The sequence below is a fragment of the Allobosea lupini genome (genome assembly GCF_900109525.1).
Taxonomy (GTDB): Bacteria; Pseudomonadota; Alphaproteobacteria; order Rhizobiales; family Beijerinckiaceae; genus Allobosea; species Allobosea lupini.
Genome location: NZ_FOAN01000008.1, coordinates 79,962 through 93,936, shown reverse-complemented (window position 1 = coordinate 93,936; position 13,975 = coordinate 79,962). Strand labels below are relative to the sequence as shown.

At 62.7% G+C, this 13,975-nt stretch carries 15 protein-coding genes; 8 read left to right on the top strand and 7 right to left on the bottom strand.

The features are described from left to right. Positions 1-462 (bottom strand): (2Fe-2S)-binding protein, encoded by a 462-nt coding sequence (locus BMZ21_RS22305; RefSeq protein ID WP_091839799.1) that lies wholly within the window; start codon positions 460-462, stop codon positions 1-3. A gap of 53 nt (positions 463-515) precedes the next feature. Then, complete coding sequence (locus BMZ21_RS22300; RefSeq protein ID WP_091839795.1) at positions 516-947, bottom strand: GlcG/HbpS family heme-binding protein; 432 nt, start codon at positions 945-947, stop codon at positions 516-518. A gap of 372 nt (positions 948-1,319) precedes the next feature. On the opposite strand from BMZ21_RS22300, the gene BMZ21_RS22295 reads away from it, so the two are divergent. The 8 genes from BMZ21_RS22295 to BMZ21_RS22260 all read left to right on the top strand — a co-directional run bounded on the left by BMZ21_RS22295 (position 1,320) and on the right by BMZ21_RS22260 (position 8,211). Next, positions 1,320-2,078, top strand: coding sequence for an alpha/beta hydrolase (locus BMZ21_RS22295; RefSeq protein WP_091839790.1), 759 nt, complete (start codon positions 1,320-1,322; stop codon positions 2,076-2,078). 79 nt (positions 2,079-2,157) lie between these two features. Then, positions 2,158-3,003: a VOC family protein gene (locus BMZ21_RS22290; protein ID WP_208862346.1), complete on the top strand. Its 846-nt coding sequence runs from the start codon at positions 2,158-2,160 to the stop codon at positions 3,001-3,003. Positions 3,004-3,125: 122 nt separating this feature from the next. Next, positions 3,126-3,542: a putative quinol monooxygenase gene (locus tag BMZ21_RS22285; RefSeq protein ID WP_091839784.1), complete on the top strand. Its 417-nt coding sequence runs from the start codon at positions 3,126-3,128 to the stop codon at positions 3,540-3,542. Between the two features lie 48 nt (positions 3,543-3,590). After that, positions 3,591-4,283, top strand: coding sequence for a type 1 glutamine amidotransferase domain-containing protein (locus tag BMZ21_RS22280; protein WP_091839781.1), 693 nt, complete (start codon positions 3,591-3,593; stop codon positions 4,281-4,283). A gap of 151 nt (positions 4,284-4,434) precedes the next feature. Beyond that, positions 4,435-5,262, top strand: coding sequence for an alpha/beta fold hydrolase (locus tag BMZ21_RS22275; protein ID WP_425285469.1), 828 nt, complete (start codon positions 4,435-4,437; stop codon positions 5,260-5,262). 122 nt (positions 5,263-5,384) lie between these two features. Beyond that, positions 5,385-6,257 (top strand): alpha/beta fold hydrolase, encoded by an 873-nt coding sequence (locus tag BMZ21_RS22270; protein WP_091839772.1) that lies wholly within the window; start codon positions 5,385-5,387, stop codon positions 6,255-6,257. Between the two features lie 11 nt (positions 6,258-6,268). Next, positions 6,269-7,111 carry an SDR family NAD(P)-dependent oxidoreductase gene (locus BMZ21_RS22265; RefSeq protein WP_091839769.1) on the top strand — a complete coding sequence of 281 codons (843 nt, stop codon included), beginning with the start codon at positions 6,269-6,271 and terminating at the stop codon, positions 7,109-7,111. Positions 7,112-7,197: 86 nt separating this feature from the next. Beyond that, entirely contained in the window at positions 7,198-8,211 is a 1,014-nt protein-coding gene (locus BMZ21_RS22260; RefSeq protein ID WP_091840202.1) for an aldo/keto reductase, read from the top strand. A 29-nt stretch (positions 8,212-8,240) separates the two neighbouring features. On the opposite strand, the gene BMZ21_RS22255 is transcribed toward BMZ21_RS22260, so the two are convergent. Genes BMZ21_RS22255 through BMZ21_RS22235 form a run of 5 tightly spaced genes read right to left on the bottom strand, consistent with a single transcriptional unit; the run spans position 8,241 to position 13,703 of the window. Beyond that, positions 8,241-9,275, bottom strand: a complete 1,035-nt coding sequence (locus tag BMZ21_RS22255) for an ABC transporter ATP-binding protein (protein ID WP_091839765.1) — start codon at positions 9,273-9,275, stop codon at positions 8,241-8,243. Further along, entirely contained in the window at positions 9,268-10,266 is a 999-nt protein-coding gene (locus tag BMZ21_RS22250; RefSeq protein ID WP_091839761.1) for an ABC transporter ATP-binding protein, read from the bottom strand. Before BMZ21_RS22250 ends, BMZ21_RS22255 begins: the two co-directional genes overlap by 8 nt. Before the next feature lie 4 nt (positions 10,267-10,270). Next, entirely contained in the window at positions 10,271-11,113 is an 843-nt protein-coding gene (locus BMZ21_RS22245) for an ABC transporter permease (RefSeq protein WP_091839757.1), read from the bottom strand. Continuing rightward, complete coding sequence (locus tag BMZ21_RS22240; RefSeq protein ID WP_208862345.1) at positions 11,110-12,162, bottom strand: ABC transporter permease; 1,053 nt, start codon at positions 12,160-12,162, stop codon at positions 11,110-11,112. Before BMZ21_RS22240 ends, BMZ21_RS22245 begins: the two co-directional genes overlap by 4 nt. Next, a complete protein-coding gene (locus BMZ21_RS22235) occupies positions 12,141-13,703 on the bottom strand; it encodes an ABC transporter substrate-binding protein (protein ID WP_091839754.1) in 1,563 nt (520 codons plus the stop codon). The genes BMZ21_RS22240 and BMZ21_RS22235 overlap by 22 nt, the downstream gene beginning before the upstream one ends. Between the last annotated feature and the right edge of the window lie 272 nt (positions 13,704-13,975).

Below are 13,975 nucleotides of genomic sequence, written 5' to 3'. Positions count from 1 at the left end.
TCATTTCCCCCCCATCTTCGCGGCGGCCGTGTGGATCGCAACACGAATGCGCTCATAAGTACCGCACCGGCACAGGTTTCCCGACATGACCTGGTCGATGTCCTCGTCGGTCGGCTTCGGAATCGCCTTGAGGAGCGAAATCGCCTGGATGATCTGGCCGGTCTGGCAGTAACCGCATTGCGGCACCTGATGCTCGATCCAGGCTTCCTGCACCGGGTGCAGCTTGCCGTTGCCGACCGCCTCAATGGTGGTGATCGCCTTGCCGGCGACATCAGCCATACGCGCCTGGCACGAGCGGACGGCCGCTCCGTTTATCTGCACCGTACAGGCGCCGCACTGAGCGATTCCGCAGCCATATTTGGGGCTCGTGATGCCAAGCTCATCGCGCAAAACCCAGAGCAAAGGCATCTCTGGAATGACGTTTACTTGGTGCTTGATCCCATTGACGGTGAGTTCGAACATAACAACGCTTTCCCTCAGCAGACGTTACAGTTCGTTGCCGCGAACATGGCCCTCTACGAGTCCGGGCTCCGGCTGATGGCCGCAGCCGCCGCTTCGGCGACCGCAATGTCCTGATCGACCGACCCCGCGCTGGTGCCGACCGCGCCGACGATCTGGTCGTCAACCTTCACCGGCAGGCCGCCGCCAAAGATCACCACATTGCCGCCATTGCTCCGCTCGATGCCGAACAGCGGCGCCCCGGGCTGAGCCAACTCGGCGAGATAATCCGTGGTCTTGTCGAACATGCGCGCCGTCTTCGCCTTGCCGATCGCAAGATCAATGCTTCCCGCGAGCGCGCCGTCTTGGCGTGTGAAGGCGATGAGGGCGCCACCGGCATCCACCACCGCGATATTGTAGGGAATCCCAAGGCCAACTGCCTTGGCCTCACCGGCTTCGAGCATCTGCTTTGCATCGGCTAGCGTCAGTGTATCGAGCGTGCGAGGCATGGTCCGCTATCTCTCGATTGGCTGGGACTAGAGCTAGCATCGATGTGCCGGCGGCACTGGTTAAAAGGCGTAAAATTCAAAACTGGCGTGCGGCCTGCTGCCCGGTTTTGTGGACACCGAGAGTAGGTGCTTCATGAAGCCGGAGGCGGCGCAGCGCAGCTGCTCACCTGTCCGAATCGGCCTTCGCAGAGACGACGGATAGCAGGCTCGATCTCGACCGCCGTTCCGGGCGCGATGGAATACCTTCGAACGGCTCTGACCTCCTGATTTTACGCCGTTTAACCTCCGTGATCCCGTCCTGCGTGTTAGCCCTGAAATGAATTCGCAAGATGATCGATCCGGTGGCGCAGTCAAAACCTTGGGGAGGCAGAAATGGGCAAATTGCGGCAAGTAGCATCCTTGGCAGCCAGCATGGCAGCGCTTTTGGCCAGCTCGGTCATGGCCGTGGCGCAGGTGCCGGCGAAGTCAGTCGTTCTGGTACATGGCGCCTTCGCCGACGGATCATCTTGGCACAAGGTCATTCCCGAGCTCGAAAGAGCCGGGCTGAAGGTCATTGCAGTCCAGAACGCCCTGCAATCGCTTGAAAACGACGTCGCGACCACAGGGCGCGCGATCCGCGATGCCGAAGGGCCGGTTGTGCTGGTCGGGCATTCCTATGGCGGGATCGTGATTACGGAAGCCGGCAACGATCCGAAGGTGAAATCACTCGTCTATGTCGCCGCCTACGCCCCAGACAGTGGTGAAGCTCAGAGCAATATCGCGTCCCGATACCCGCAGCTGGAAAGTCGTGCGGAGTACATCCGCGATGAGGAGGGCTTCCTGAGAATCAGCGATGTCGGAATCGCCAAGTATTTCGCCGCGGATCTGCCCCCTGCCGAACAGAGATTGGTGGCCGCGGTGCAAGGCAGGCTTCATTCGCGCGCTCTCGCGACGCCTGTCGTGCGCGCGGCCTGGCGGGACAAGCCGACCTTCATGGCGGTGGCGGTCAAGGATGCGATCATCCCGCCACAGCTCCAGAAGGATCAGGTCGAGCGCTCGCGGGCGACGTCGATCGAGGTGCAGTCCAGCCACGTCGCCATGTTGTCGTTCCCTGCAAAGATCTCAGAGCTGATCATCAGGGCGGCCAAGTGAGCTTTGGGAATACAAGATAGTCAAAGCAACGCGAGGCAGTGGCCAGAGCGCCTTCGGGGCAAGTTCAGGGAGAGGAATGATGGAAAACCATGGGCAGATTTCAGGGGGGCTCGATCGCCGGGATGCGCTGAAAACCGCCGGCACGATGCTCGCGGCGTCGGTCACCGGAATGGCGGCGCCGGCCGCGGCGCAGGGTCGGCAGGCGGTATCGGCCAAGTCCGAGATGCTATCGATCGGCCAGCGTCTGCAAGGCATTCAACATTTCGGCCTCACGGTCCAGAACATGGATCGCGCCTTCACCTTCTACACCGAGGTGCTGGGCGGGACCGAGGTGATGCGCGATGGCGATTTCCAAGGCGAACGGATCCACAATACGCTGCTGACCGGCCAGGAGATCGAGGCTCGTACACGCGGCGTAAACCCACGCGCGATGGGTATTCCCGACCTTCGCGGCGGTGCGCAGCGGCTCGACGTGCGCTTCATCCAGTTCGACAATGTCGTGGTCGAGCTCCTGCAATACCGCGATGCCGACCAGCCGATGGGCGGGCCGCGGGCATTCGCCGAGCCGCTCGATCACATGAGCCCGGCATTTCCGCGGATGATGCACATCTGCTTTCACATCCGCGACGACGTCGATTTCAACCAGTTCATCGCAGACCTCGAGGCGGAATCCGACCGGCGCGGCATGACGAACGTCCGCGCGAATCGCGTCGTGACCGTGGCGACAGAGGCCGAGCGGCGCGCCGCTCCGCTTGATGCCAATTCCAACGGGATCACCGAGGGCAAATCGGACGGGTGGCGCTTGATCTATTGCATCGGCTCGGAAGGCGAGCAGCTCGAGTTCGTGCAAGCGCTGGGTCCGGTCAAGCGGACGTTCGACGCAGCGCTCGAAGCGCGGCGCAAGCTGGTGTCTGCATCGCGTTGAACAGAGCCGGGGCAGAGTTCGCAGCTGCTGCGCCTCCCCCATAGCGGCACGTGCAACCGGCTCGTTCCAGAGGCGCGAGCGCGACATGCGAGCCGCAAAGCCAAGACAGAAGGAGATCAGCAATGCCCCGCAAGCTCCTGTTTCTATCGATGCTGGCAACATTGATAGGAGCCGCGCTTCCTGTTGGTGCGATCGCCCGGGACGCTCATGGGGTGCGTTATGCCGACATCCCTGCCGACGCTTATGCTGTCGTAGCCCAGGTTCGCGCGAAGCCGGGAAAGGAAGATGCCCTGCGTGCAATCACCCTTCCTCTGATAGCGAAGGTACGCGCCGAGCCTAACAACCTGCTCTATTTCCTCCAGGAGAGCCGCGAGACTCCCGGGCATTTCATCTTCACCGAGATTTTCGCCAGCCAGGCCGATTTCGAGGCACATAATCGAACCCCTCACGTCCAGTCCTGGTTCGCGCGCCTGCCGGAACTCGCCGATGGCGGCGTCACCGTGATCCGCATGGGCATCCTCGGGAACACGGGGCGCTGACAAGAGCGCGGCTTGAAGACCACTTAGTCCACCATGGGAGAGACTGGGATGAAGATCCTGATGGTTCTCACCTCGCACGATCAGCTGGGTGATACGGGCAAGAAGACTGGCTTCTGGCTCGAAGAACTGGCGGCGCCCTATTTCATCTTCCGGGAGGCTGGGGTCGACATCACGCTCGCCTCGCCTAAGGGCGGGCAGCCGCCGCTCGATCCAAAGAGCAACGAGCCAGCCTTCCAGACGCAGGACACGCGCCGCTTCGAAAGCGACGCAACCGCGACACGGTCGCTCGCGAGCACTGTGAAGCTCGGCGACATCGACCAGGCCGACTACGACAGCGTGTTCTTCCCAGGAGGTCACGGCCCGCTCTGGGACCTCACGAACGACCAGGATGTGCACGCGCTGCTCGAAGGCATGCTCGCCGCGAACAAGCCAGTCGCTCTAGTCTGCCATGCGCCGGGCATTCTCATCAGGGTGAAGACGCCAGATTGCGAGCCGGTCGCGAAGGGCCGGTCCGTCACCGGCTTCACCAACTCCGAGGAAGCAGCGGTCCAACTGGTCGATGTCGTTCCCTACCTGCTCGAGGACGAGCTGAGGTCTCAGGGCGCGAACTTTCTCGCGGCCGTCGATTTCGGCGTGCACGTCGTCCAGGACGGCCAGCTCATCACCGGGCAAAATCCGCCTTCGTCACGCGCGACTGCGCGAGCCTTGCTCGATGCCCTCGCGCGCAGAGGGGAGACGTGACGTGGAGTCGCCTCCCGGCCCTCCCACCGCCCGGCCGCCATTCCCGACTTGGCCATCGCGGCGTGACACTCTTGTCGGCTCATCCGCATCGATCTTCTCAGTCGCGTTTCCGGCGATCTCGCGCGGTGCCGTGCCAACGGAGCATCCAGTCATGACGACTTTCCAGACCCGCGACGGAGTGACGATCTACTTCAAGGACTGGGGTCCGAAGAACGGCCCGGCAGTCGTTCTCTGTCATGGCTGGCCCCTCAACGCGGATAGCTGGGATCCCCAGGCTTTCCACCTTGCGAATAGCGGCTACCGAGTCATCGCCCATGATCGACGCGGTCACGGCCGATCGAGCCAGCCATGGGATGGCAACGACATGGATCATTACGCCGATGATCTCGCGCAACTTGTCAGCCATTTGGGACTGCGTAACGCCACCATCGTCGGCTTTTCCGCCGGTGGCGGAGAAGTCGCCCGCTTCGTCGGCCGGCATGGCACAAGCAATGTCGCGAAGCTCGTCCTGATCTCGGCGGTCACGCCTTTCCTGCTGAAAACCGAGATCAACCCTGCCGGCGCGCCCATCGATGTCTTCGACGGCATGCGAGCCGAGCAGATCGCCGACCGCGCACAATTCTATTTGAATCTCGCGAAGGGACCATTTTACGGGTTCAATCGCCCCGGCGCGATGGTCTCGCAGGGGCAGATCGATCTGTGGTGGCAGCAAGGTATGACGGCCGGGCTGAAGAACGCCTATGATTGCGTCGGCGCCTTTTCCGAAGACTTCCGGGGAGACGTCAAGAAATTTGACCGGCTGACGTTGGTCATCCATGGCGGTGATGACCAGATCGTACCGATCGACCTTTCCGCGCGCGTCGTCGCCCGCATGTTGCCCTCTGCCGTGCTGAAGATTTACGAAGGTGCTCCGCACGGGCTGACCTTCACGCATCGCGAGCAGCTCAATACGGACCTGCTCAACTTCTTGAGAAGCTGACGGTCGCGCACCCGTACGCGCCGATCGCAGGCCGGGCTGACCAGCGAGCGTCAGGCCTGCACCGACCATCGGGCCTCGCGCTCTCAAGGTGGCGGCGATGCGACGAGAGAGGAGGCACGACCATGAATCCAAGTGCGGTGAAATATCGGGCTATCGCTCTCGGCGAGGTGCAGATGTTCTATCGCGAGGCGGGGGACCAGGCGGCTCCGACCGTGCTGCTGCTTCACGGGTTTCCGACCTCCAGCCACATGTATCGTGACCTGATCCCGCAGCTCGCCGACAAGTACAGGGTCATCGCCCCCGATCTGCCTGGCTTCGGTTCCACCAAGGCTCCAGCGCGAGATGTCTATGACTACACCTTCGACAATCTCTACAAGGCCGTCGAAGCCTTCGTGCACGCGCTCGCCCTGGAACGTTTCGCTCTCATGGTGTTCGACTACGGTGCGCCGGTCGGCTTCCGGCTGGCCGCCGCGAACCCGAGCCGCATTCGCGCCATCATCACTCAGAACGGCAACGCCTATGAGGAGGGACTGCGCGAGGAGACGCTGACCCCGATGCGGGCTTATTGGGAGCGTCCCACTGCAGCAAACCGGAATGCGCTCCGCCCGTTTCTCACGCTGGAGACCACGCGCTTCCAGTACGTCCATGGCGTGCCTCAGGAGAAACGCGAGCTCGTCAGCCCCGATGCGATCGAACATGCGCAGGCGATCCTCGATCGTGATCCGGAACTGCAGCTCGATCTATTCGGCGACTACAAGTCCAATGTCGCGCTTTATCCGAGCTGGCAGGACTATCTGCGCAAATCGAAGCCGCCTGTCCTGGCCGTCTGGGGTGACGGCGATCCGTTCTTCGCCCCAGCTGGCGCCCACGGCTTCCGCAAGGACGTCCCCGATGCCGAGGTCCACCTGTTCGAGACGGGACATTTCGCTCTGGAGACCGACGGGCTCGCTATCGCGGCGTTGATCCAGGGCTTCCTTGCCCGAACAATCGATTGAGGAAAGCCGCCATGTACCGCCACGCACTTGTCCCGGGCGCCACCGCCGTCGTGACGGGAGCCGCTTCAGGGATTGGCCTGGAAGCAGCTTGCCAGTTCGCCGAGCGCGGTATGCGAGTAGCCTTGGTGGACCTCGATCAGACTCGCCTCGATGCTGCCATCGAAGCGATCCGGACCCGAGCCGCCGAGGCCGAGCTCGCGGGCTTCCCCGTGGATGTCTCGAACCGGGGAGCGCTGCAGTCGTTGAAGCAGGCCGTGGAGGCCCGTTTTGGTGACGTCGACGTGCTGATGAACAATGCGGCGATTGCGCCAAAAGCAGATGCCCTCGGCACGCCGGAAGCGTGGGAGCGCCTGCTCGCGGTCAACCTTTGGGGCGTGATCTTCGGTTGCCAGGTCTTTGCGCCCGCCATGGCAGCGCGGGGCACGCCAGGATTGATCATCAATACAGGTTCGAAACAGGGCATCACGACGCCGCCCGGCAATCCGGCCTATAATGTCTCGAAGGCAGGCGTGAAGACCTACACGGAAGCGCTGGCGCATCAGCTGCGCAACATGCCGGGGGCGTCCATCTCCGTCCATCTGCTGATCCCGGGTTTCGTCTTCACCGAAATGACCGGCGCCGGACGGGCTGAGAAGCCCAATGGCGCGTGGACCCCAAAGCAGACCATCGACTTCATGATGGACGGCATTGCGCATGGCGACTTCTACATCCTGTGCCCGGACTGGGACGTCGATCGTGCTCTCGATGAGAAGCGCATCCTGTGGGCCGCCGGCGACATCGTCGAGAATCGGCCGGCGCTGTCGCGCTGGCACCCTGATTTTGCCGCGGCCTTCGCGGCATTCACCAAGAACTAGAGCGACTTTCCCATTTCGACATTGCCGAGCGCTCCAATCGGCAAGGTGAAGCACATCAGAAACGCTTCCGCGAAAGGATGATCTCGATGACTCTCAAAGGCATTCTGCCAGGGCGTCTAGGTTTTGGCGCCGCGCCCCTGGGGAACATGTTCCGGGATATCCCTGAGGCCGAAGCCCTCGCCACCGTCGAGGCCGCCTGGGCAGACGGCATCCGCTACTTCGATAATGCGCCCTTTTATGGCGCTGGGCTGGCCGAGCTGCGCATGGGCGAGGCACTCTCCTCGAAACCGCGGAGCGAGTACGTCATCAGCACGAAGGTCGGTCGCATCATCCTCGATGAGATCGAGGACGTCGCCGCGCGCGACCTCGGCGAGAAGGGCGACGTCTTCAAGCACGGCCGCCCGAACAGGCTGGTGAACGACTACTCGCACGACGCCACGCTGCGCTCAATCGAAGACAGCCTGAAGCGCCTCAAGACCGACCGGATCGAGATCGTCTGGGTGCACGATGTGGCGCAGGACTTCTATGGAGACGAATGGCTGGCCGTGTTCGAAAGTGCTCGCAAGGGCGCCTTCGCTGCCCTCGATCGCTTGCGGGACGAGGGCGTGATCATGGCCTGGGGTCTTGGCGTCAATCGCGTCGAACCGATAGAGCTGCTGCTGGCGCTACAGGGACCACGCCCTGACGGCTTCCTGCTCGCGGGGCGTTACACCTTGCTCGACCATGAGCGCGCGCTTCAGCGCGTCATGCCGATGGTGGCGGAGCGCAATCTCGGCATCGTCGTCGGCGGCCCCTATAGTTCGGGCGCGCTCGTTGGCGGTCCGAATTTCGAATATGCGCCCGCCACGCCGCAGATCCTCGACAGAGTCGCCGCGATCAGGGCTATCGCCGACCGTCACCGGATCAGCATGAAGGCGGCAGGCCTGCAATTCGCCCTAGCCAATCCAGCCGTCGCCGCCGTCATCCCGGGAGCCAGCCAGCCGAAGCGAATTGCCGAGGATGGCGCTGCGCTACGCGAAGCGGTGCCGACCGAGTTCTGGCACGAACTGCGTCAAGCGGGCCTTGTCAGCCGCGAAGCGCCCTTGCCGGGTGGGGCATGATCGGCTTGAGCGAGACGACCTCCCTCGTGTCACCCGAACGGTACGGAGGTGCCGGGACTTGGAGGAGTGCCTTGGTTGCGGATATCCCATTGGCGCCATCGCGGACAGGCGACGCCGTGCCGGGCCTCATATTCGAGTTGGACGGCAAGGCCCGCACATTCAGGCATCGCCAGGCAGCACCGTGTCCGGAAGCGGCATCCCCAAGGCAGCTGCAACGGATCGGGAGGCTCCCCCAACAGCAGGAAGCTTTCCGTCACCCGAGGACCACCGATACGCGGCGCAGCTGCAAGCAGCGAACGCGTGTAAGGATGGCGCGGCGCGGCGAAGACCTCGGCTGTCGGACCGATCTCGACGATGCGTCCGAGATACATCACCGCCACCCGGGCGCTGAAGGAACGCACCACCGCAAGATCGTGGCTGATAAGGATGTAGGTCAGGTTGAATTCGCGTTTGAGTTCACGCAGCAAAGCGAGGATCGCCGCCTGCACCGAGACATCGAGACCGGCAGTCGGCTCGTCGAGGATGATCAATTGCGGATTGAGCACGAGGATGCGAGCCAGGCCCGCGCGCCGCAGTTGTCCGCCGCTGATCTCGTGCGGGTAGAGGTCGAGATGCGTCGGCGGCAGGTCGACCGCGGCGGCGATCTCTCGCACCTTCGCCTCACGCTGCGCATGCGACCAGTTCGTGTGGATTACCAGAGGCTCATGCAGCGAGCGCCGCAGCGTCCAGCGAGGGTCGAGCGAGGCTCCGGGGTCCTGATAGACATATTGCAGCCGTGCTCGTACGAGCGCCGCCCTCTTCTGGCTGGGAGAGGCGATCTGCTCCCCGCCGAGCCGGACTTCGCCCCCGGTCGGTCTGTGAATGCCCATGAGGGTTTTGCCGAGGGTCGACTTGCCAGAGCCGGTTTCGCCGACGATGCCGAGAACTTCGCCTTCGGTCATCGTGAAAGAGACGTCGTCCAGAGCCCTCAGCGTCGCTACGCGGCGGTTCAGAAAGCCGCGCACCGGAAAATGCCGTGCAAGATGGCTCACCTCGAGCAACGGAGAGGAAGACTGCTCAAGCATGGGCGATCCGTACGTCGAAAGCCCCGGGGTGATGGCAAGCCACCAGATGATCGCTTCCGGCAGTGGAGAGCTTTGGGCGGGTTTCAGCACAGGTCGCGCTGACGTTAGGACAACGGGGGTTGAACCGGCACCCTTCAGGAGGGTGGAGCGGGTTCGGCACGCCGCCTGGGATGACTCGCGGATCGCGGCCGGGCTCGGGCAGGCTGGCAAGCAGCATGCGCGTATAGGGATGGTGCGGCTTGTTGAAAAAGGTTTCGCGCGGCCCGACCTCGACGATCTGGCCAGCGTACATGACCGTGATGCGGTCGCATATCTCCCAGGCTGCCGCGAGGTCGTGGGTAGCGAAGAGCACGGAGACCCCGCGTTCGACGGCAAGCCGCCGCAGAAGGCTGAGGATCTGGGCCTGCAGGATGACGTCAAGCGCTGTCGTGGGTTCGTCCGCGATGATGATGCGAGGCTGCGGCAGCAGTGCCATCGCGATCAACACGCGCTGGCGCTGGCCGCCGGAAAGCTCATGCGGATACTTCGCGAGGATGGCCGGGGGCAGTTGCACGGCATCGAGCATTGCGGACACCGCCGCTTCGACGATCTGTGGTGAGCGACCGGACCGCGAGCCGTTCGGGCCAGGCGCCCGCCAGCGCATCAGGTCGCGGATCTGCGTACCGATACGGAAGAGCGGGTTGAAACTCGCAAATGGATCTTGCGGCACGAAGGTCACGTCCCGGCCACGCATGGACTGCGCGGCCTTGCCGCCGCCGATCATGTCGACGCCATCGAGAAGGATGCGGCCGCCTCCGATTTGCGCCGTGCGTTCCGGCAAGGTGCCGAGAATGGCGCGGATGATCGTGGTCTTGCCACAGCCGGATTCACCGACGAGACCGACGATCTCACCCGGCCGGACCGCGAGATCGATGCGGTCGAGTACATGGGCCGTGCCCGTTGCGGTCCGGAAGGAGAGCGAGAACTCGCCGATATCCAGGATCGCCGTCATCGTCCTATGGACCGCGTCGCAATCGGGGATCGAGGATGTCGCGCAGCCCGTCGCCGACCAGGTTGAAACCGAGCACTGTCAGGAAGATAGCGACACCCGGCGCCAGCGCATACCACCATGCCTCGGGCAGGTGCTCGCGGCTTTCAGCGATCATACGGCCCCATTCCGGGGCGGTCGGCGGCGGGCCAAGTCCAAGGAACCCCAATGTCGCGGCGGTCAGGATCGTGGCGCCCATGCCGATCGATGTACGCACAATGATCGGTGAAGCGATCGCGGGCAGAATATGCAGTACGATGACCCGCCACGGCGATGCGCCGAGAGCGACCGCCGATTCGACGAAGACCTCGTTCCGCATCGATCGTGTCTCGGCATAGACAAGCCGCGCCCAAAACGGCCAATAGGTCAGCGTCAGCGCCAGGATCGCGTTCTTGATCGAAGGGCCGAGCGTCTGTGCGATGGCGATTGCGAGCACGATCTGCGGCACCGCCAGGAAGATTTCGGCGATGCGCATCAGAGCTTCGCTCATCCGATTGTCGTAGTAACCGGCAACGAGCCCGACGGGCACGCCGATCAGCAACGCCAATCCCACCGTGACGCCGGCGAGCATCAGGGTGGTGCGCGCCCCGAAGAGCAGGCGGCTCAAGATGTCGCTGCCCATTCGATCCGTGCCGAGCAGTGCGTCGGCAGATGGTGGCAGCAGCCGACGCTCGAGATGGAAGTCGATGACGTCGTTCGGATAAGGCGCCAGAATCTGCGCGAATATAGCTGCCAGCACCAGCGGACCGATGATGCAAAGGCCGAGGAGAGCTGCGCGATCACGCGAGAAACGTCCGAGCAGTTCTCTCATGCCGAACCGCGTGGATCGATCGCGATCTGAAGCACGTCGACACAAAGATTGATCACGAGGACGAGCGCGCCAGTACAGAGCGTGAAACCCATGACCGCATTGTAGTCGGATTGCAGAATAGAGCGGACCGCGTAGCCGCCAAGGCCCGGCCAGTCGAATACGGTTTCGACCACGACGGTGCCGGCGAGCAGGAAGCCGAAGATCAAGCCGAGCTGCGTCACCGTCGTGCTTAAGGCCAACCGCAGGACATACTTCCAGACGATGAGCCAGCGTGGAAAACCCATCGCGGTCTGGTAAGCTACGGAGGGTGAGTGGATGGCGCTGATGACGCCGTTGCGCATGAAGCGAACCACGGAGGCAGCGGCCGGCAGAGCGAGCGTCAGGGCTGGCAACGCAAGATGCCGGAGCGCCGAAGCGAACAGATCGCCTTCGCCACTGATCAAGGCGTCCAGGAGAAGAAACCCGGTGATCATGTCGGGCGGGAAACCCTCGATTCGTCCTGCAAGCGGCAGCCAGCCGAGCCGCATGGAGAACAGCAACTGCAACTGCATTGCCAGCCAGAAGGACGCGACGGCGAGCCCGGACACCGAGATCACCCGCAGAATGTGGTCGAGCCAGGAATGGCGATACAAGCCGCAGAGCACGCCGAGCGGAATGCCGAGCAGCGCCGCAAGCAGCAACGCGGTGAGGATCAGCTCCAGGGTCGCCGGCAACCGCGAAGCGAGGTCGTCCACGATCGGTCGCTGCGTGTAATGGCTCGTCCCGAGATCGCCGGTCGCAACGTCACGCAGATAGTTGATGAACTGAACCGGTAGCGGCTTGTCGAAGCCGAAGCGCGCCCGAACCCGCTGGACTTGCTCGGACGAGGCCTGCTCCCCGGCCGCCAGATGTGCCGGGTCGACCGGGACCACGCGCGAGAGCACGAATACGATGGCGAGCAGCCCCAAGAGCGTGGGGACGAACCAGAGCAGCCTGTTCGCTATCATGGAGAGCCAGTTCACGCTGCTGTCTCCGGCCCGGTCGTCCGCTATCGGCTCATCGAAACCCAACGCATATCCTGCCCGTGATTCACAGGCGAGAAACGGATATCCTTCACCTTGCGCGAGTAGGGGCCATACCAGCGGGTATTGTAAATGAAGACGCTGGCCGCATCGTCCATGACCATTTGCGTCATTTCCTCGTAGAGCTTTCTACGCTCTTCGTGATCGCGCGAGATCAGCGCCTGATCGAGGCGTCTGTCGAACTCGGGGTTGCTGTACAAAGAGAAGCTGCGCGAGTCATGATAGCGCGTGCCGAACAGCTCGCCCACCCAATTGTTGGGATCGATGTAGAAACTGCTCCTCCAGACCGGGATGATGTCGGCTCGCGTCTCGGGCTTGCTCATGCGGCTGAGAACGACGGTCCAGGGAGACAGCTCCACCACAGCTTCGACGCCGATCTGGCGCAAGGCGTTCTGGAGCAGGATCGCCGCTTGCTCTGAGTCGCTGAAGCCGGCGAGAGCGTTGATGCCGATCACCCGCAGAGGTTCGCCAACTTTCGCGAGTTCTGCGCGCGCCTTGTCGAGATCATAGTCGTATCCTCTCAAGCCGGCCGGCGTCCCCCAGATCGTATTCGGGTTGGGACCCGGATTGCGCGAGACGGAGTCCTTGAGGATGTTTTTGATGAATCCGTCATAGTCGAAGGCATGGGCAATTGCGCGCCGGAAATGCACGTTATTCATCAATGACTTGCGGTTGTTCAGAGCGAGCCCGAACACCCGCATAGCCTCCTGCTCGATGACCTGCACGTTCGGCGACCGGCGCAGGCGTTCGATCTGGTCGTATGGCATATAGCCGTCCGCCCCATGGAATTCGCCGCGAATGAGACCCAGGACGCGGGTACTGGTGTCGAGCACCGTCCGGAACTCGATCTCGTCGATGGGCTGGCCAGTCCAGCCAGCGAAGTGGTCGTTGAAACGACGGCCTATCCAGCCCACGGCCGGGTCGTGGCGGCGCAGCACATAGGATCCCGATCCCGCATCATTACGGGCGAGCCAGGATTCGCCCCAATCGCCATCCTGCTCGTTGGCCTTCACCAGCGCACTGTTGACGATCAGCATATCGGGGACCGTCGCCAGGAAGATCGCATAGGGCTGGACGAGGTTGAACACGACAGTTGCCGGGTCGGGAGCCTGCGTCGACCCGGGTTTGATGACATCGAGATAGTGACTTGCCGGTCCCTTTCTCAACGCGATGATCCGCTCGATCGAATAGACGACATCGGCCGAGGTTACGGGCTTGCCGTCGTGGAATCTGGCCTCGCTTCGGAGTTTGAAACTGTAGACCTTGCCGTCCTCGGAGACCGTATGGCTCGCCGCCAGCCAAGGGACCAATTTCGGTGGGTTATCCACCCAGCGATACAGGCCATCATAGAGATTGAGGCGCGTGGCAGCGCGCGAGACGTCGAAAACGGTGTGCGGGTCAAGGTTGTCGTAAGGGGAGTTGTTCGCATACACGAACCGCGCGCCCGATTGAGCTGATACGTCCCAGCTTGCCAGGCCGAGTATCGTGGAGCTCACCGCACCCTTCAAAACGGCTCTACGTGTCGTCATCTGGACCTCAGCGCTAGGGCGGATGCCGCCGTCACCATTTCAACCGAGACTCGCAAGAATGGACCGGAACTGGCGTCAGCATGTGGTGGCCGGGGTAAAAGACGGTAAATTCCGGTAAAAGCCATGGTCAAGTCTTGCCCTCGATATCGCTATCAGGCGGCCCTCCAGCCTTGCAACAGGGAGGTCGATCGGCCATCCTGACTTACGGGAAGCGCGTAGCGGAATAGCCATGGATTGGATGGCGCAGCTGGAAGATGCTGGGCCGAACTTTG

Bases quoted from the DNA above. Each gene is read 5' to 3' on its own strand.
- BMZ21_RS22235 (WP_091839754.1), bottom strand. From the start codon at position 13,703: ATGACGACACGTAGAGCCGTTTTGAAGGGTGCGGTGAGCTCCACGATA.
- BMZ21_RS22255 (WP_091839765.1), bottom strand. From the start codon at position 9,275: ATGCTTGAGCAGTCTTCCTCTCCGTTGCTCGAGGTGAGCCATCTTGCA.
- BMZ21_RS22250 (WP_091839761.1), bottom strand. From the start codon at position 10,266: ATGACGGCGATCCTGGATATCGGCGAGTTCTCGCTCTCCTTCCGGACC.
- BMZ21_RS22295 (WP_091839790.1), top strand. From the start codon at position 1,320: ATGGGCAAATTGCGGCAAGTAGCATCCTTGGCAGCCAGCATGGCAGCG.
- BMZ21_RS22280 (WP_091839781.1), top strand. From the start codon at position 3,591: ATGAAGATCCTGATGGTTCTCACCTCGCACGATCAGCTGGGTGATACG.
- BMZ21_RS22290 (WP_208862346.1), top strand. From the start codon at position 2,158: ATGGAAAACCATGGGCAGATTTCAGGGGGGCTCGATCGCCGGGATGCG.
- BMZ21_RS22260 (WP_091840202.1), top strand. From the start codon at position 7,198: ATGACTCTCAAAGGCATTCTGCCAGGGCGTCTAGGTTTTGGCGCCGCG.
- BMZ21_RS22245 (WP_091839757.1), bottom strand. From the start codon at position 11,113: ATGAGAGAACTGCTCGGACGTTTCTCGCGTGATCGCGCAGCTCTCCTC.
- BMZ21_RS22305 (WP_091839799.1), bottom strand. From the start codon at position 462: ATGTTCGAACTCACCGTCAATGGGATCAAGCACCAAGTAAACGTCATT.
- BMZ21_RS22300 (WP_091839795.1), bottom strand. From the start codon at position 947: ATGCCTCGCACGCTCGATACACTGACGCTAGCCGATGCAAAGCAGATG.
- BMZ21_RS22285 (WP_091839784.1), top strand. From the start codon at position 3,126: ATGCCCCGCAAGCTCCTGTTTCTATCGATGCTGGCAACATTGATAGGA.
- BMZ21_RS22265 (WP_091839769.1), top strand. From the start codon at position 6,269: ATGTACCGCCACGCACTTGTCCCGGGCGCCACCGCCGTCGTGACGGGA.
- BMZ21_RS22275 (WP_425285469.1), top strand. From the start codon at position 4,435: ATGACGACTTTCCAGACCCGCGACGGAGTGACGATCTACTTCAAGGAC.
- BMZ21_RS22270 (WP_091839772.1), top strand. From the start codon at position 5,385: ATGAATCCAAGTGCGGTGAAATATCGGGCTATCGCTCTCGGCGAGGTG.